General features: G+C 62.6%; 20 protein-coding genes. 10 read left to right on the top strand and 10 right to left on the bottom strand.

The window, feature by feature from the left end; all coding sequences use genetic code 11:
* The first annotated feature begins 5 nt into the window (after positions 1 to 5).
* Together AB6802_RS03905 and AB6802_RS03900 are read left to right on the top strand one after the other, a co-directional pair.
* Positions 6 to 293, top strand: coding sequence for a plasmid stabilization protein (locus AB6802_RS03905; protein ID WP_371008692.1), 288 nt, complete (start codon positions 6 to 8; stop codon positions 291 to 293).
* Positions 290 to 715: a type II toxin-antitoxin system VapC family toxin gene (locus tag AB6802_RS03900; protein WP_371008691.1), complete on the top strand. Its 426-nt coding sequence runs from the start codon at positions 290 to 292 to the stop codon at positions 713 to 715. The genes AB6802_RS03905 and AB6802_RS03900 overlap by 4 nt, the downstream gene beginning before the upstream one ends.
* Positions 716 to 784: 69 nt before the next feature.
* Here the strand turns inward: AB6802_RS03900 and AB6802_RS03895 are convergent, their stop codons facing one another.
* Positions 785 to 922 (bottom strand): hypothetical protein, encoded by a 138-nt coding sequence (locus AB6802_RS03895; RefSeq protein ID WP_371008788.1) that lies wholly within the window; start codon positions 920 to 922, stop codon positions 785 to 787.
* Here AB6802_RS03895 and fmt point away from each other — a divergent pair.
* Genes fmt through truA form a run of 3 tightly spaced genes read left to right on the top strand, consistent with a single transcriptional unit; the run spans position 861 to position 3,078 of the window.
* Positions 861 to 1,796, top strand: a complete 936-nt coding sequence (gene fmt, locus AB6802_RS03890) for a methionyl-tRNA formyltransferase (RefSeq protein WP_371008689.1) — start codon at positions 861 to 863, stop codon at positions 1,794 to 1,796. The two genes, AB6802_RS03895 and fmt, sit on opposite strands and share 62 nt — an antisense overlap.
* Positions 1,793 to 2,299 (top strand): GNAT family N-acetyltransferase, encoded by a 507-nt coding sequence (locus AB6802_RS03885; protein WP_371008688.1) that lies wholly within the window; start codon positions 1,793 to 1,795, stop codon positions 2,297 to 2,299. The genes fmt and AB6802_RS03885 overlap by 4 nt, the downstream gene beginning before the upstream one ends.
* 23 nt (positions 2,300 to 2,322) lie before the next feature.
* Positions 2,323 to 3,078, top strand: a complete 756-nt coding sequence (truA, locus tag AB6802_RS03880; protein WP_371008686.1) for a tRNA pseudouridine(38-40) synthase TruA — start codon at positions 2,323 to 2,325, stop codon at positions 3,076 to 3,078.
* Positions 3,079 to 3,085: 7 nt separating this feature from the next.
* On the opposite strand, the gene AB6802_RS03875 is transcribed toward truA, so the two are convergent.
* The 4 genes from AB6802_RS03875 to dapE all read right to left on the bottom strand — a co-directional run bounded on the left by AB6802_RS03875 (position 3,086) and on the right by dapE (position 5,573).
* Positions 3,086 to 3,403, bottom strand: a complete 318-nt coding sequence (locus AB6802_RS03875) for a type II toxin-antitoxin system RelE/ParE family toxin (RefSeq protein WP_371008684.1) — start codon at positions 3,401 to 3,403, stop codon at positions 3,086 to 3,088.
* Positions 3,400 to 3,681 carry a type II toxin-antitoxin system ParD family antitoxin gene (locus tag AB6802_RS03870; RefSeq protein ID WP_371008683.1) on the bottom strand — a complete coding sequence of 94 codons (282 nt, stop codon included), beginning with the start codon at positions 3,679 to 3,681 and terminating at the stop codon, positions 3,400 to 3,402. The genes AB6802_RS03875 and AB6802_RS03870 overlap by 4 nt, the downstream gene beginning before the upstream one ends.
* An 83-nt stretch (positions 3,682 to 3,764) precedes the next feature.
* Positions 3,765 to 4,370: a transporter gene (locus tag AB6802_RS03865; RefSeq protein ID WP_371008681.1), complete on the bottom strand. Its 606-nt coding sequence runs from the start codon at positions 4,368 to 4,370 to the stop codon at positions 3,765 to 3,767.
* 3 nt (positions 4,371 to 4,373) lie between these two features.
* The gene (gene dapE / locus AB6802_RS03860) at positions 4,374 to 5,573 is read right to left on the bottom strand and encodes a succinyl-diaminopimelate desuccinylase (protein ID WP_371008680.1); all 1,200 of its coding nucleotides are present in this window, start codon (positions 5,571 to 5,573) and stop codon (positions 4,374 to 4,376) included.
* A 171-nt stretch (positions 5,574 to 5,744) separates the two neighbouring features.
* Between dapE and AB6802_RS03855 the strand changes: the two genes are divergently transcribed.
* Positions 5,745 to 6,866, top strand: a complete 1,122-nt coding sequence (locus AB6802_RS03855; RefSeq protein ID WP_371008678.1) for a 2-dehydropantoate 2-reductase — start codon at positions 5,745 to 5,747, stop codon at positions 6,864 to 6,866.
* Here AB6802_RS03855 and AB6802_RS03850 read toward each other — a convergent pair.
* Genes AB6802_RS03850 through dapD form a run of 3 tightly spaced genes read right to left on the bottom strand, consistent with a single transcriptional unit; the run spans position 6,841 to position 8,795 of the window.
* On the bottom strand, positions 6,841 to 7,542 hold the full coding sequence (locus AB6802_RS03850; protein ID WP_371008677.1) for a hypothetical protein: 702 nt from the start codon (positions 7,540 to 7,542) through the stop codon (positions 6,841 to 6,843). The two genes, AB6802_RS03855 and AB6802_RS03850, sit on opposite strands and share 26 nt — an antisense overlap.
* Before the next feature lie 12 nt (positions 7,543 to 7,554).
* On the bottom strand, positions 7,555 to 7,926 hold the full coding sequence (locus AB6802_RS03845) for a DUF805 domain-containing protein (RefSeq protein ID WP_371008676.1): 372 nt from the start codon (positions 7,924 to 7,926) through the stop codon (positions 7,555 to 7,557).
* Between the two features lie 14 nt (positions 7,927 to 7,940).
* Positions 7,941 to 8,795 (bottom strand): 2,3,4,5-tetrahydropyridine-2,6-dicarboxylate N-succinyltransferase, encoded by an 855-nt coding sequence (gene dapD, locus AB6802_RS03840; protein WP_371008675.1) that lies wholly within the window; start codon positions 8,793 to 8,795, stop codon positions 7,941 to 7,943.
* 144 nt (positions 8,796 to 8,939) lie between these two features.
* On the opposite strand from dapD, the gene AB6802_RS03835 reads away from it, so the two are divergent.
* A complete protein-coding gene (locus tag AB6802_RS03835) occupies positions 8,940 to 9,785 on the top strand; it encodes an LOG family protein (protein ID WP_371008674.1) in 846 nt (281 codons plus the stop codon).
* Between the two features lie 71 nt (positions 9,786 to 9,856).
* On the opposite strand, the gene AB6802_RS03830 is transcribed toward AB6802_RS03835, so the two are convergent.
* Positions 9,857 to 10,561 carry a pyrimidine 5'-nucleotidase gene (locus tag AB6802_RS03830; protein WP_371008673.1) on the bottom strand — a complete coding sequence of 235 codons (705 nt, stop codon included), beginning with the start codon at positions 10,559 to 10,561 and terminating at the stop codon, positions 9,857 to 9,859.
* 150 nt (positions 10,562 to 10,711) lie between these two features.
* Between AB6802_RS03830 and AB6802_RS03825 the strand changes: the two genes are divergently transcribed.
* The 3 genes from AB6802_RS03825 to AB6802_RS03815 all read left to right on the top strand — a co-directional run bounded on the left by AB6802_RS03825 (position 10,712) and on the right by AB6802_RS03815 (position 13,254).
* On the top strand, positions 10,712 to 11,473 hold the full coding sequence (locus AB6802_RS03825) for a GGDEF domain-containing protein (RefSeq protein ID WP_371008672.1): 762 nt from the start codon (positions 10,712 to 10,714) through the stop codon (positions 11,471 to 11,473).
* A 189-nt stretch (positions 11,474 to 11,662) separates the two neighbouring features.
* Positions 11,663 to 11,821, top strand: coding sequence for a hypothetical protein (locus tag AB6802_RS03820; protein WP_371008671.1), 159 nt, complete (start codon positions 11,663 to 11,665; stop codon positions 11,819 to 11,821).
* Positions 11,818 to 13,254 (top strand): GMC oxidoreductase, encoded by a 1,437-nt coding sequence (locus tag AB6802_RS03815; RefSeq protein ID WP_371008670.1) that lies wholly within the window; start codon positions 11,818 to 11,820, stop codon positions 13,252 to 13,254. The genes AB6802_RS03820 and AB6802_RS03815 overlap by 4 nt, the downstream gene beginning before the upstream one ends.
* A gap of 24 nt (positions 13,255 to 13,278) precedes the next feature.
* Here the strand turns inward: AB6802_RS03815 and AB6802_RS03810 are convergent, their stop codons facing one another.
* The gene (locus AB6802_RS03810; RefSeq protein ID WP_371008669.1) at positions 13,279 to 13,506 is read right to left on the bottom strand and encodes a polymerase; all 228 of its coding nucleotides are present in this window, start codon (positions 13,504 to 13,506) and stop codon (positions 13,279 to 13,281) included.
* Positions 13,507 to 13,738 lie beyond the last annotated feature (232 nt).

Below are 13,738 nucleotides of genomic sequence, written 5' to 3'. Positions count from 1 at the left end.
TAGCAATGGGCGATATGCTGATCCGAGGTATTCCCGAACCTTTGAAGCGCGAAATCGAGCAAGCTGCCCGCAAGGGCGGCCAGAGCCTGTCGGGCAAAGCTATCGATCTTTTGCGCAAAGGCATCGTCGCGGAAAGAGAGACCAAACCTGAGTCGGGCGTTTCGGCTTGGGATGCGATCCGCGCGGCATTCGTCGCTGAAAACGCCACGGACGGGACGTTCGCGGAGATAATGGACGAAATCGAAGCGGAAAGGAAACATGACTTTGGTCGCCCGATCGAGGATCTCGAGTGATCGTCCTCGATACCAATGTCGTTTCCGAAGCAGGCAAGCCCGCGCCTGATTCCAAGGTTGCCGAATGGTTTGGCAAGCAGGACGTTCTCGAACTCTATCTGTGCGGTCCGGTTATCATGGAGCAATCTTTTGGCGCGGAAAGGTTTTTGAGCAGGACGGGGTCGGATCGCTATATCCGTGTCCTGGATCATCTGATTTCACATCAGTTTGCCGGTCGCATCGCGGAGTTTGCGGGCTCAGCTCCTCGTCTTGCCGGCAAGCTGCGGGCGATGTGCGAACGAATGGGTCGTCCAATGAGTCTCCCCGACGCCATGATCGCCGCAATCTGTCTCGCGCAGGATGCAACGCTGGCAACCCGCAATATCCGCGACTTCGATGGGCTTGACCTGAAGCTCGTAAACCCTTTTGAAGCGGGCGCTTAGAGCAATTCCAGGAAAAGTGCACAGCGGTTTTCTGTCCGGAATTGCGTAAAAACAAAGAGTTAGAGCAGGTCAGCGGTTCCAGGAAACGCTGAACTGCTCTAGCAGGCTTGGCATTTCAGGCACGAGAACAGGATCGCAGAACGTCATGCCGCTTCGCGTCATCTTCATGGGCACGCCGGATTTCTCCGTGCCGACCTTGCGCGCCATCGTCGAGGCCGGCCATGAGATTGCCGCCGTCTACACCCAGCCGCCGCGCGCCGCCGGCCGGCGCGGGCTGGAACTGACGCCTTCCCCGGTACAGCGCGGGGCTGAGCGGCTGGGCATCGAGGTGCGGACGCCGACGTCGCTCAAGGGCGAAGCCGAGCAGCAGGCCTTTGCCGCCTTGCGGGCCGATGTCGCCGTCGTCGTTGCCTATGGTTTGCTGCTGCCGAAAGCCGTTCTGGACGCGCCCAGGCTCGGCTGCCTCAACGGCCACGCCTCGCTTTTGCCACGCTGGCGTGGTGCTGCTCCCATCCATCGCGCCATCATGGCCGGCGATGCCGAGACCGGCATGATGGTGATGCGCATGGAAGAAGGTTTGGACACCGGTCCGGTGGCTTTGGTTGAAAAATGCGCCATCGCACCCGATATCACCGCCGGTGAATTGCATGACCGCCTGATGGCGATTGGCGCTTCGCTGATGGTGGAAGCGCTCGCGCAGTTGGGGATAAATTGTCTGACATTTACCCAACAGGCAACGGCGGGGGTGACCTATGCGCGAAAGATCGATAAATCGGAAACGCGCGTAGACTGGACGCGGCCTTCTGGCGAAGTCCATAACCACATTCGCGGCCTCTCGCCCTTTCCGGGCGCGTGGTGCGAGGTCGACATTGGCGGCCGCATGGAGCGGCTGAAACTGCTTCGCTCGACGCTCTCGGATGGCGTCGGCGAGTCGGGAGGAATTCTCGATGACCGGCTGACGGTCGCTTGCGGGGCAGGCGCGGTTAGGCTGGTCGAAGTTCAACGGGCGGGCGGAAAGCCCGCCGCCGCGCAGGAGTTTCTGCGCGGGGCCAAGATCGAAAAAGGAATGAAACTCACATGAGCATGATGTCGATACGCGCGGCAACGCCGCGGGACCGCGAGGCGATCCGCCTCGTCGAAGAGCATGCCTTCGGCCAGCAGGCGGAAGCCGGCCTGGTCGACGCCCTGATCAATGGCGGCGACGCCGTCGTTGAATTGGTTGCCGAGGAAGACGGCCAGGTCGTCGGCCACATCCTGTTTTCCAGGCTGTTCGTACAGAATGGCGGTAAGCAGTTCACGGCGGTTGCGCTGGCGCCGCTGGCTGTCGAGCCATCCTTCCACGGCACCGGCATCGGCGGCGCGCTGATCCGCGAGGCGCACATTCGCCTCAAGGATGCCGGCGAGACGCTGGCCGTGGTGCTGGGCGATCCGGCCTATTACGGCCGCTTCGGCTACACCCACGCCCGCGCCGAAAAGTTCGAGAGCGAGTATCAGGGTGTCGCGCTGCAGGCGCTCGCCTGGACCGATGCGCCCGAGACCGGCAAGCTTGTCTACGCTTCGGCCTTCACCGCGCTCGCCGCCTAGGCGAGCGCGAAAGCCCAGCTGGCATGCCGCGTTTTCGTCTCGATATCGAATATGACGGCAGCCAGTTCGCCGGCTGGCAGCATCAGGCCGACCAACCCTCGGTGCAGCAGGCGATCGAGCAGGCCGTCGAAAAATTCTGCGGCCAAACAGTAAGGCTGCGCGCCGCCGGCCGCACCGATGCCGGCGTGCACGCCACCGCGCAGGTCGCGCATGTCGACCTCGCCAGGGACTGGCCGGGCGACAAGGTGCGCGACGCCGTCAACGCCCATCTGCAGGCGGCCGGCGCACGCGTCGCCATCCTCAAGGCCGCGATCGTCGCCGACGGCTTCGACGCGCGCTTTTCCGCCACCGGCCGCCACTATCTTTACCGCATCCTCAATCGCCGGGCGCCCTCGGCGTTGGAAAAGGGCAAGGTCTGGTGGGTGCCGAAGCGCCTCGACGCCGAGGCCATGCACGACGCGGCGAAGGTGCTGCTCGGTAGGCACGATTTCACCACCTTCCGCTCCACGCAGTGCCAGGCCGAAAGCCCGGTGCGCACGCTGGTCCAGCTCGATGTCAGCCGCGCTGGCGATCTCATCGAGGTGCGCACCTCGGCGCGCTCGTTTCTGCACAATCAGGTGCGTTCGATGGTCGGCTCGTTAAGGCGCATCGGCGACGGCTCGTGGAATGCAGCCGACCTCAAGGCGGCTTTGGAAGCGCGCGACCGTGCCGCCTGCGGCCAGGTGGCGCCACCCGATGGGCTGTTTCTGGTGGGTGTCGATTATCCGGACGGCGTCTGAAGAACGATTAGCCGAGATTGTCCTCGGGTAGTTCGTCTGACCAATTGGCCCCGCCATAGAACACGCGCAAGATTACAACCCGGTCCGGTTCAACCACGAACGCCACGGTTATGCGGCGCTCAAACCCGACGATGCGGAGATCCGGCCGCACATCATCACGTTTGGTGCCACGTTCAGAGCCATATTCGAGACGCTCGCAGAACGCCCTTATGCGGCGATCATAGCGGTCAGCTGTGATGGCACTGCTGGCTTCCGCAATGGTGTTGTAGATACGATCGAGATCGTTGCCGGCATCTGGCGTGTAGACAACAGCCCGACGCCTCACGGTTTCCCCTTGGAATAGCCCTCATGGCGCTTGCGGGCCCGCTCGGCCATTTCCTCTGGCGAGATGCCTTTGCCCGGATCAGCCTTCCACGAATCATAGGTCGGAATGACCTCCTCACGTAGCCAACGCTCTACAGCGGCGTCCCGCTCCTGCAGGGCGCGAAGTCCCGCGCGGATAACCTCGCTGCTGGTTGCATAAGCGCCCGAGCGCACAAGCTCATCGATGAAGGCGGCTTGCTCGGCTGGCAGACTGAAGGTGCGTTTTTCGATGGTGGACATATGACTCCCTCCTGAGAGGCGGTATGAATTTATCATACCGGGCCGTCAAATGAATTGAAAGACCGATGTCAGCTTAGGAAAGATCAGCTCGTCGTGCCATCCGGTATGTTGATGCCGAGCAGCGCCTGCAATCCAAACAGCACGAGCAGCGAAGCAACGAACATCCCGACGAAAACGGCGGTGCCGACGGCGGCGCCCTTGCCGATGGTCGCGTTTGTCATCCGCCAGGTCAGCACCATGGAAAGCAGGAACAAGACGAACGACACCCCGCTGCTGACCTCGTTTGTCGAAGACAGCACCAGCCTGATCAGCGCCGACGGCAGCATCAGCCAGGCAATGATCGCCGATGCCCAGTTCGAAGCGACGACATAATGGACAAAGCGCCCGCCTATGCCGGCGCGCGGTGCGACCAGTGCCAGCGCCACGAGCGGCAGCACCCAGGAGCCGATGTCGACGGTAGCCAATCTCACCAGCATGCCGAGTCGGCCGGCGAAAGCATTCGGATCGCCGATCTCATTGGCCAGTTCCACCCAGCCGACGATCAGCGCCGGCGCCGCGACGACGATGGCGAAGAAGGAATTCCAGAAACCGTCCGCTGAAAGGTTAAGCAGGCGCAGACCGTCGCTCTTGCCGAACATCAGCTGCCAGGCGCCGACCAGCGAGGCATGGGTTTCATCACCTGACAGCATGGGCTACGCCAGATCCTGTGCGAACCAGTCTTCGATGAAGCGTTCGTAAATGCGCGTCAGTGTCTCGAGATCAGCGAGTGCCACCCGCTCGTCGACCATATGCATGGTCTTGCCGACCAGGCCGAACTCGACCACCGGGCAATAGTCCTTGATGAAGCGGGCGTCGGACGTGCCGCCGGAGGTCGAGAGCGCCGGCGTCTTGCCGACGGTGGATGCGATCGAGCTCGTCAACGTGTCGATCAGCTTGTCGTCCCGAGTCAGGAAGACATGGCTCGGCCGGTCGCGCCAGACAAGCTCGTACTCCACCGCCGTCTTCTTGCCCGGCCGATATTTCTTGCGCCTTGCCGCCTGGTCGAGGCGGTTGTGGATCTCGGCCTGGACCGTTTCGGCTGTCCAGGTGTCGTTGAAGCGGATGTTGAAGGTGGCTGTCGCCTTGGCCGGGATGACATTGGTCGCCGGGTTGCCGACGTCGATCGATGTCACTTCCAGATTGGTGGCCTGGAAATCCTTCGTTCCCTTGTCGAACACCGGATGGAGCAACGCATCGACCAGACCGATCAATCCGCGCACCGGATTGTCGGCAAGCTGCGGATAGGCGGCATGGCCCTGGCGGCCATGGACGATGACGCTGCCCGACAGCGAGCCGCGCCGGCCGATCTTGATCATGTCGCCGAGCGCATCGGGGTTGGTCGGTTCGCCGACGATCGAGGCATCCCACTTCTCGCCCTTGGCGGCCGCCCATTCGAGCAGCTTGGTGGTGCCGTTGATCGCCGGTCCCTCTTCGTCGCCGGTGATCAGCAGCGAAACCGAGCCTTTCGGACCGCCATTCTTCTCGACGTGCCGCGCCACCGCGGCGATGAAGCAGGCGATGCCGCCCTTCATGTCGACGGTGCCGCGGCCATACATCTGGCCATCGGCGATCTCGGCTGCGAAGGGCGGATGCGTCCAGGCGGCTTCGTCGCCGACCGGCACGACATCGGTATGGCCGGCAAACATCAGATGCGGGCCGTTGCCCGAGCGCCGCGCATAGAGATTTTCGATGTCCGGCGTGCCGTCGTCTGAAAACACCGGGCGCTCGACCGCGAAGCCGAGCGGCTTCAGCATATCCTCCAGCGCGCCAAGCGCTCCGCCTTCGGCGGGCGTCACGGACGGGCAGCGGATCAGGGCAGCAAGGTTTGCGGCGGGGTCGGTCGGCAATGTCATGGCCAAAGCGATAGTCGAAAGCGTTTGACCTGTCACGGTGGCAGATGGTCACCGACCATGTCGCCGACAATATGGTTTTCGTGGCGTATGATGCATGTCGCCCGGAAGTGCGTGCGGTTCTGGGAAACGATATGCATCGGGGCAAGTCTCGAACCGGGTGAGGATGATTGCATGGCCGACGAAGGCAAGACGATCGCGATTGCCGGCGCCGGCAGCATTGGCTGTTATGTCGGCGGCTGCCTGACGCTGGCCGGACGCAAGGTGATCTTCCTCGGTCGCGGCCACATTCTGGAGACGATGCGCAAGGACGGGCTTCGCGTCAGCGATCTCGACGGGCTCGATCGCCGCATCGGCGCACAGGCGATCACGCTCACCGACGATCCGCCGACGGCGTTGCGCGAGGCCGACATCATCCTGGTGACGGTCAAAAGCGGTGGAACCGACGAAATGGCGCAGCTGATCGCCGCTCACGGGCGGGCCGACGCCATTGTGATCAGCCTGCAAAATGGCGTCGACAATGCCGTCAGGCTGCGCGCCGTCCTGCCGGACCTGCGCGTGCTGACCGGCATGGTGCTGTTCAACGTCATCCAGTCGGCGGACGGCGAGGTGCCGTTTCGCGTCCATCGCGCCAGCCAGGGCGAGGTGATGATCGATGACGGTGTCGCGGGCCTCGTCGATCTGCTCAATGTCGAAGGGCTTGCCGTCGAAGCGCGCACCGACATGAAGGCGGTGCAGTGGAGCAAGCTGTTGATGAACCTCAACAACGCGCTGGTGGCGCTATCCGACCTGCCGCTGGCAAAGCAGCTCGCCGAGCGAAGCTGGCGCGTCATCCTGGCCGCCCAGATCGACGAGGCGCTCGCCGCGATGAAGGCGTCGGGCATCCAGCCTGCCCGGATCACCGGCTTGCCGCCGTCGCTGCTGCCCAAGGTGCTGCGGTTGCCGGACTGGCTGTTTGGAATTCTGGCGCGGCGCATGCTGGCGATCGACCCGCGGGCGCGGGCCTCGATGTGGGACGATCTCAAGCGCGGCCGCCCGACCGAGATCGACGAATTGCAGGGCGCGGTGCTGCGCCTGGCAAGGCAGACAGGCACGCCAACGCCGACCATCGAACGCGTCATCGCGCTGGTGCGTCAAGCAGAAGCGGAAAAACGCGGCCGCCGGGCCTCACGCCGCAAGCCTTTGGAGCAATTTGAGGAAAAGTCTGAAGCGGTTAAGTTCGGCGACTTCGCCGAACCTTCCGTCCGAAATTGCGTTGGAACAAAGAGATCTAACGCCGCTCCTCGATCAGCGTGATCTTCTGCCAGATCTTGCGCGACAGGTTGGAGCTCAAATTCTCGATGTCGTTGACGCCATCGATGACGACATCGTCATTGACCGATTGCGCGAACAGCGCGGCGATCTTCCCGGTGATCGACAGCATCTCCGAGCAATAGTCGAGATAGCGCGCGAGATCGGCCGCATTGGTGATGCGCCGCGGCGACTGCGATGTCGGTTTGAAGTCGGCCGACAGCGTCGCCGGATCCTTGGTCAGCTGATGCATGTCGATGACATGGATCAGCGAGCGTAGCCCATGCAACTGGCGGAACACTTTCTTGCGCTTGATACGTTCCTCGGTGCGCACCAGCGCCAGAAAGCCGAGCACGGCCAGGATCACGGTGTTGATCGTCGCCTCGATGCCTTGCATCGACTGCACCGCGTCGTCGGCGCCCGAAATGCGGTCGAGCGGCAGGATCGTGCCGACGAACAGGAACACGGCGACGCCGGCCATGAAGGCGGCGATGATGGCGCCGCGCAGCCACCAGATCGGCGCTTCCAGGTCCTTGGCCGCCTTGGCAAGGTCACGCGACAGCGACACCAGCTCCGCCGCCACGCCACGCAGGCCAGCTTCGGGAAAACGCTCGCCGACCCGCCCTTCCAGCCTTTCGGCCGTCTCGATTATCAGTTGCGGATCGAGCGTGCGGTAGCGCATCGTGGCCCGGCCTTAGCCATCGGCCGGCGCGTTGCTGCGCCTGCCATACTGGTTCGGCCCGGGATCGCTGCGGAAACAGGCGAGAACCAGCAGCACCAGCGGCGTGAAGATCAGGGAAAGCAGTGCGTAGTAGGTCGGCTTGCCGAAATCGTGGAATCGCTTTGCCGCCAGCGCGAAGGATGGCCACCAGGTCAGCAGCACGACGAAAACCAGAATCTGCGCCCAGCCGCGGTCGGCTGAGCTTCCCGGCTCCGCCAGCGTAAAATGATAGAGCGGGAGCCCTTGTGCGATCACGAGCAAAAGACCGGCAAGGAAATAGGCGCTCGGGGCGAGCCGCCCCGAGAGACCGAAGAAAAGCCATAAAAGTTGCGGTTTGTCGGACAATCAGTTCAGCCCGGTCAGTCGCGCAGCAATTCGTTGATCGACGTCTTGGAGCGGGTCTTGGCATCGACGCGCTTGACGATGACGGCGCAGTAGAGACCGGGGCCGGGCTCGTTGTTGGGAAAATTCTTGCCCGGCATCGAGCCGGCGACGACGACGGAATTCGGCGGCACTTCGCCGTAAAAAACCTCGCCGGTGGCACGGTCGACGATCTTGGTCGACTGGCCGATGAAGACACCCATGCCGAGCACCGAGCCTTCGCGCACGATGCAGCCTTCGACCACCTCGGAGCGCGCGCCGATGAAGCAATTGTCCTCGATGATGGTCGGGCCGGCCTGCATCGGTTCCAGCACGCCGCCGATGCCCACGCCGCCGGACAGATGCACGTTCTTGCCGATCTGGGCGCAGGAGCCGACCGAAGCCCAGGTATCGACCATGGTGCCGGTATCGACATAGGCGCCGACATTGACGAAGGACGGCATCAGCACCGCGCCCGGCGCGACATAGGCCGAGCGGCGCACGATCGAGGACGGCACGGCGCGGAAGCCCGCCTTCTCGAAGTCTACGGCGCTCCAGCCGTCGAATTTCGACGGCACCTTGTCCCACCAGACCGCCTGTCCCGGACCGCCCTTGATGATCTCCATAGGGTTCAGGCGGAAGGAGAGCAGCACCGCCTTCTTCAGCCACTGGTTGACATGCCACTTGCCGTCATTCTGCCGCTCGGCGACGCGCACCGTGCCGCGGTCGAGCAGGTCGAGCGCCGACTGGATGGCGTCGCGCGTTTCGCCGCGGGTCGCGGTCGAAATCGTATCGCGCTCCTCGAACGCCTTCTCGATGGTCTGTTCGAGGCTCGCCAGATCGGGCTTCGACATGAAATTGCTCCATTACAAAGCTGTTAAGGGCTGCGCCTTAACCTGTTTTGAAATCGCGCGGACCCTATGTGAAGGCTTGGATAGGGTCAATCGCGGTTGCGTCACGGGGCGGCGCAGTTAAGGGAATTAGGACGGGTGGATCGAATGACTCCCATGGAAAAGGCGGGCTGGACGCCGCTGCCGCATTCAGACGAGGATCTGGAGCGGGCAAAAAGCGTGCCCGACACGCCGCAGACGCGCGCCGACACCTACCGGCTGGCGTGGAACGATCCGGACTTCATGACGCGGCGCGAGCTGCGCCCGGTGCGCCTGCAATTGGAACTGCTCAAGCCCGAGATGATTCTGGCCGAGCGCGGCATCCAGTCCACGGTCATTCTGTTCGGCGGCGCCAGGCTGCCCGAGCCGGGCGGCGAGGCTTGGGCGGCGAAGAACGAGACGCAGAAGAAAAACCTCGAGGCCAACAGCAAATACTATGAGGAGGCGCGCAAATTCGCCCGTCTCTGCTCGCAGCAGTCGGCGACCTCCTATTATCGGGAGTTCGTCGTCATCACTGGCGGCGGCCCCGGCGTGATGGAAGCGGGCAATCGCGGCGCCGACGACGTCGGCGCGCCGTCGATCGGCTTGAACATCGTGCTGCCGCATGAGCAGGCGCCCAACGTCTATGTGACGCCGGAGCTGTGCTTCAACTTTCACTATTTCGCGATCCGCAAAATGCACTTCGTCATGCGCGCCAAGGCCGTCGCGGTGTTTCCGGGCGGCTTCGGCACCATGGACGAGTTCTTCGAGACGCTGACCTTGATCCAGACCGGCCGCATGGAGCGTGTGCCGGTGATCCTGTTCGGCAAAGCGTTCTGGCAAAGGGCGATCGATCTCGATTTCCTGGCCGAGCAGGGCACGATTTCGCCCGGCGACCAGGACATCATCGACTTCGTCGACACGGCCGACGAAGCCTGGGACATCATCCGCCGCTTCTACAAGTTAGGGGAATAGACCTGGGGAACTGAGGAAGAAGCTTCTTCAGCCCTCTCACCAACTCCCCAGTTCTTCAGTTCCTCAGTTCCCTATCCCTTCTCCACAATCGCCGTGAGAAACCCCGCAAGATCGTCGGTAACGAAATCGACGTCGTCTTCATTCGTCGGATCGCGCTCCCAGATCTCGGAGAAGGTCGGTTCGAAATTGCGCGGCACCACCAGCACCGTCGTCATGCCGAGCGATTTCGGCACCGAAAGATTGCGCGCCAGATCCTCGAACATCACCGCGTTGTGGCCGGTGACCGAGTGCAGCGCGGCGAACCGTTCATAGGTCTGGCGCGCCGGCTTGGGGTTGAGCCCCGCCGCCACGATGTCGAAGATGGCGTCGAAATGCTCGAGTATGCCGAGCTGCCGCGCCGTGCGCTCGGCATGCCTGCGGTCGCCATTGGTGAAGATGAACTTGCGGCCGGGAAGCTGGCGGATGGCAGCGCCGAGCAGCGGATCGGGCACCAGCCAGGAATAATCGATGTCGTGCACCTTCTCGAGAAAATCGTCGGGATCGATGCCGTGGCGCGTCATCAACCCGTTCAGCGTCGTGCCGTATTCCAGGTAGAGTTCCTTCTGCAGCTTGCGCGCATCCTCGCGCGACAAAGTCAGCAGCTCGCCGACATAAGCGGTCATCTTCACGTCGATCTGCGCGAACAGATTCGAATGATGCGGGTAGAGCGTGTTGTCGAGATCGAAGACCCAGTCCGTGACATGGGCGAAGCGGGCGGGATCGGGTGTCGTTGTCATGATTTTCTTATGGCATGCCGACAACGAGTTTATCCACAACTTCTGCGGGTCACGAAGTGTGAAAATGGCGTCTCAGATCAAATTTTAGACGTCTCGGAAAGGTCGCCTTTAGCGCTTGCTGGCACAGAAGCAGTCCGTTGGGAGCAAGCGATGAGTGGCATAATTTTGAAGTCCGCGGCCGTGGCGTTTGCTTCGGTCGCCGTCTCGCTTTTATTGACGCTCATTGTGATTCCGGCAATGGGCTTTCCCATCAGCCGCATCGTCTGGCTGACATCGACCCTTTGCCCGCTGATGCTTGCCTGGGTCGCCAGCGCCGGCACTTTCTGGCAAAGCGACCGGCTGAAGAATGCACATCGCGATCTGGCCCGCGCTCACGCCCAGCTTGCCGCCGCCCACAGGCGTCTGTCCGAGAAGGCGAGCCGTGACGACATGACGGGCATGCTCAACCGCGAGACCTTCTTCGCCTCGCTTGACGGCTCGCGCCGAAAGGCCGACCGCGGCGCGCTGCTCATCATCGACGCGGACCACTTCAAGACGGTCAACGACAATTTCGGCCACCTGACCGGCGACGACGCCTTGCTCTTGATCGCGCGCGCCATCGAGCGCGGCGTGCGCGCTGGCGACGTGCTCGGTCGCATCGGCGGCGAGGAGTTCGCGGCCTTCCTGATCGGCGCCACCGAGCCGGAAGCGAGACGTGTCGCCGAGCGCATCCGCCGCGAAGTCGAGCTGATCCGGTTTCGACCCGTCGATGAGCGCCTGGTGCCGCTCACCGTTTCGATCGGCGGCATCACCTGTGGCGAGAGCGCCACCGTGTCGGAGCTGATGCGCGCGGCCGACCGCCGGCTCTACGAAGCCAAGCATCGCGGCCGCAACCTCTCGATCCTCGATCGCGATATCTCGGAAGCAGCTTGACCAAGGCAACATATCGCCATGGCCAGCGCGCGTTAGCAAAGTCCTAACCATGTCCATATTCAACCGGGCTAAACTTACCCGTGTAATGGGGTTTTCATCTAGGTTTGGCATGGAATTGGCCTGCCCGGCGGTGCGTGTGCCGTTCAGGGAATCGCATGCGTGGATCGAAGCCCCATCGAAAGACGTGTCATGAGCCATATCATAAAGAAAATGTCGCGCCGCGCGCTCGTGCAGGCGCTTATCGCACTGCCTATGCTGTCGCTCTTCCGCGGCCAGCCGGCCGCTGTCGGCCCCAATGAGATCGTCGAGGTCAATGGCTGGATACTGAGGCGGAGTGACCTCGCATGATCTTCGATAGTTACGAAGCCTATAAGCAGGCCGGCTTCAAGCCGAAGGCCTGCATTCTCGGTTCCGGCCCGGCCGGCACCACGATCGCCAGAAAGCTCGGCGCCGCCGGCATTCCGGTGGTCGTGCTCGAGGCCGGCTCGCGCGAATTCAGCGACGAGTCCCAGGATTTCTACCGCGGCAAGACGGTCGGCGATTACTATTTCGATCTCGACGTAGCCCGGCTGCGCTTCATGGGCGGCTCGTCGAACCACTGGGCCGGCTGGTGCCGCGTGCTCGACAAGCAGGACTTCGAGCCCAAGGCCTGGGCGCCCGACACCGGCTGGCCGATCAGCCGCGCCGACATCGAGCCCTATCTCGGCGAAGTGCACGACATATTGGAGCTGCCTGCCTTTCGCCCGGATGTGTCGGTTTCAGACGACATTCGCTGGGTGCAATTGATCAAGAGCCCGGCCGTGCGCTTCGGCGAAAAGTTCGCCGACGAACTCGACCAGAGCAAGAACATCGCCGTCGTGCTCAACACCTACGCCACCGAACTCGTCGGCGACGGCAAACGCGTCACCGGCGCAAAGCTGTGGTCCACCGGGGACGCCGGCACATTCACGGCGGATTATTTTATCACCTGCACCGGCGGGCTGGAGAATTCGCGGCTGCTTTTGTGGTCGAACCAGCGTTGCAATGGCGGTGTCGTGCCGAATGCGGCAGCGCTTGGCCGCTACTGGATGGAGCATCCGACCTTCGAGGGCGGCAATGCCGTTCTGGCCAATTACAACGAGTTCGAGGTCGATGCCTCCAGCGAGGCGTTCTTCTCGCCGACGCTGGCGGCGATGGAGCGGCTCGAGATCCTGAATTTTGGCATCCGCCTGATCGAGACGCCTTATCCGAACGTCAAGCGGCTGATCGCCGACCTCGCCTGCACGGCGCCCGACATGGCGGAATGGATGTCCTCGAAGCTCGACCAGAACCTGCGCTGCGCGGCCCAGCTTTACGTCGCCTGGGAACAGGCGCCGCTCGCCTCCAACCAGGTCGAATTGTCGAAGACCGATGTCGACCATGCCGGCGTGCCGCGCATCGAACTGCATTGGAAGAAGTCGCCGCTCGAGCACCGCACCTTGCTTGAAGGGCTGCGGCTGTTCGGAATCACCTTGGCGCAGAAGAATCTCGGCCGCGTGCGCATCGCCGACTGGATCAGCAATGGCGACGATTACCCGACCGATGAGGAGACCGCCGGTTACCATCATATGGGTGGCACCCGTATGGGCACCGATGTTTTGAAGAGCGTCGTGGACGCCAATTGCAAGGTGCACGGCATGGACAATCTCTATGTCGGCGGCTCGTCGGTGTTCTGCACGTCAGGCCAGTGCAATCCGACGACGACCATCACCGCGCTCGCCTGCCGCTTGGGCGATCATCTAAGCAAGGTGATCGCCGTTTGACGCCGGCATTTGGCCTCGCGCCGGTTACTGCGGCCTGGCCTGCAGAAGTCCGGCGTCAACGCTATCCGGCAAACGTGGGTGACTTGGTCCCGGTATTGATGCCGTGGTCATGGCATCGCGCGGCAGGAGGACAACCATCTTCGCTTTGTTGTCCGGCCAGAGAGGCTTTCCGGCCAGCAGGAACACGGTGGCGAGGCAGCATGCTGCCAGGATGGCGGCACATAGGTTTGCAATGATCTTGCCAAGCTGCACGCGCGTCTCCCGGAAAACATCCGAACACCCGCCAATGTTCGATGTGGCGGGTGTTCGGTTAACCGACGAATGAAGGGACTCATATTCGCCTGTCTGATGCCAAATGGAATAACAGGCCATATGTTTCAGCCTAGGGACCAATGCGCTGCGACCTCCGACTTCGGTCGCAATTGCGGGATCGCGGACGAACGGGACATTCCTGCCGGCGCGCCGGTCGAGCCCAATCAACTTC

This window comes from Mesorhizobium sp. RCC_202 (assembly GCF_041355295.1).
In the GTDB taxonomy this organism is placed as follows: domain Bacteria; phylum Pseudomonadota; class Alphaproteobacteria; order Rhizobiales; family Rhizobiaceae; genus Mesorhizobium.
The sequence above is the reverse complement of the archived record's forward strand: the minus strand, read 5'-3'. Positions and strand labels throughout refer to the sequence as shown.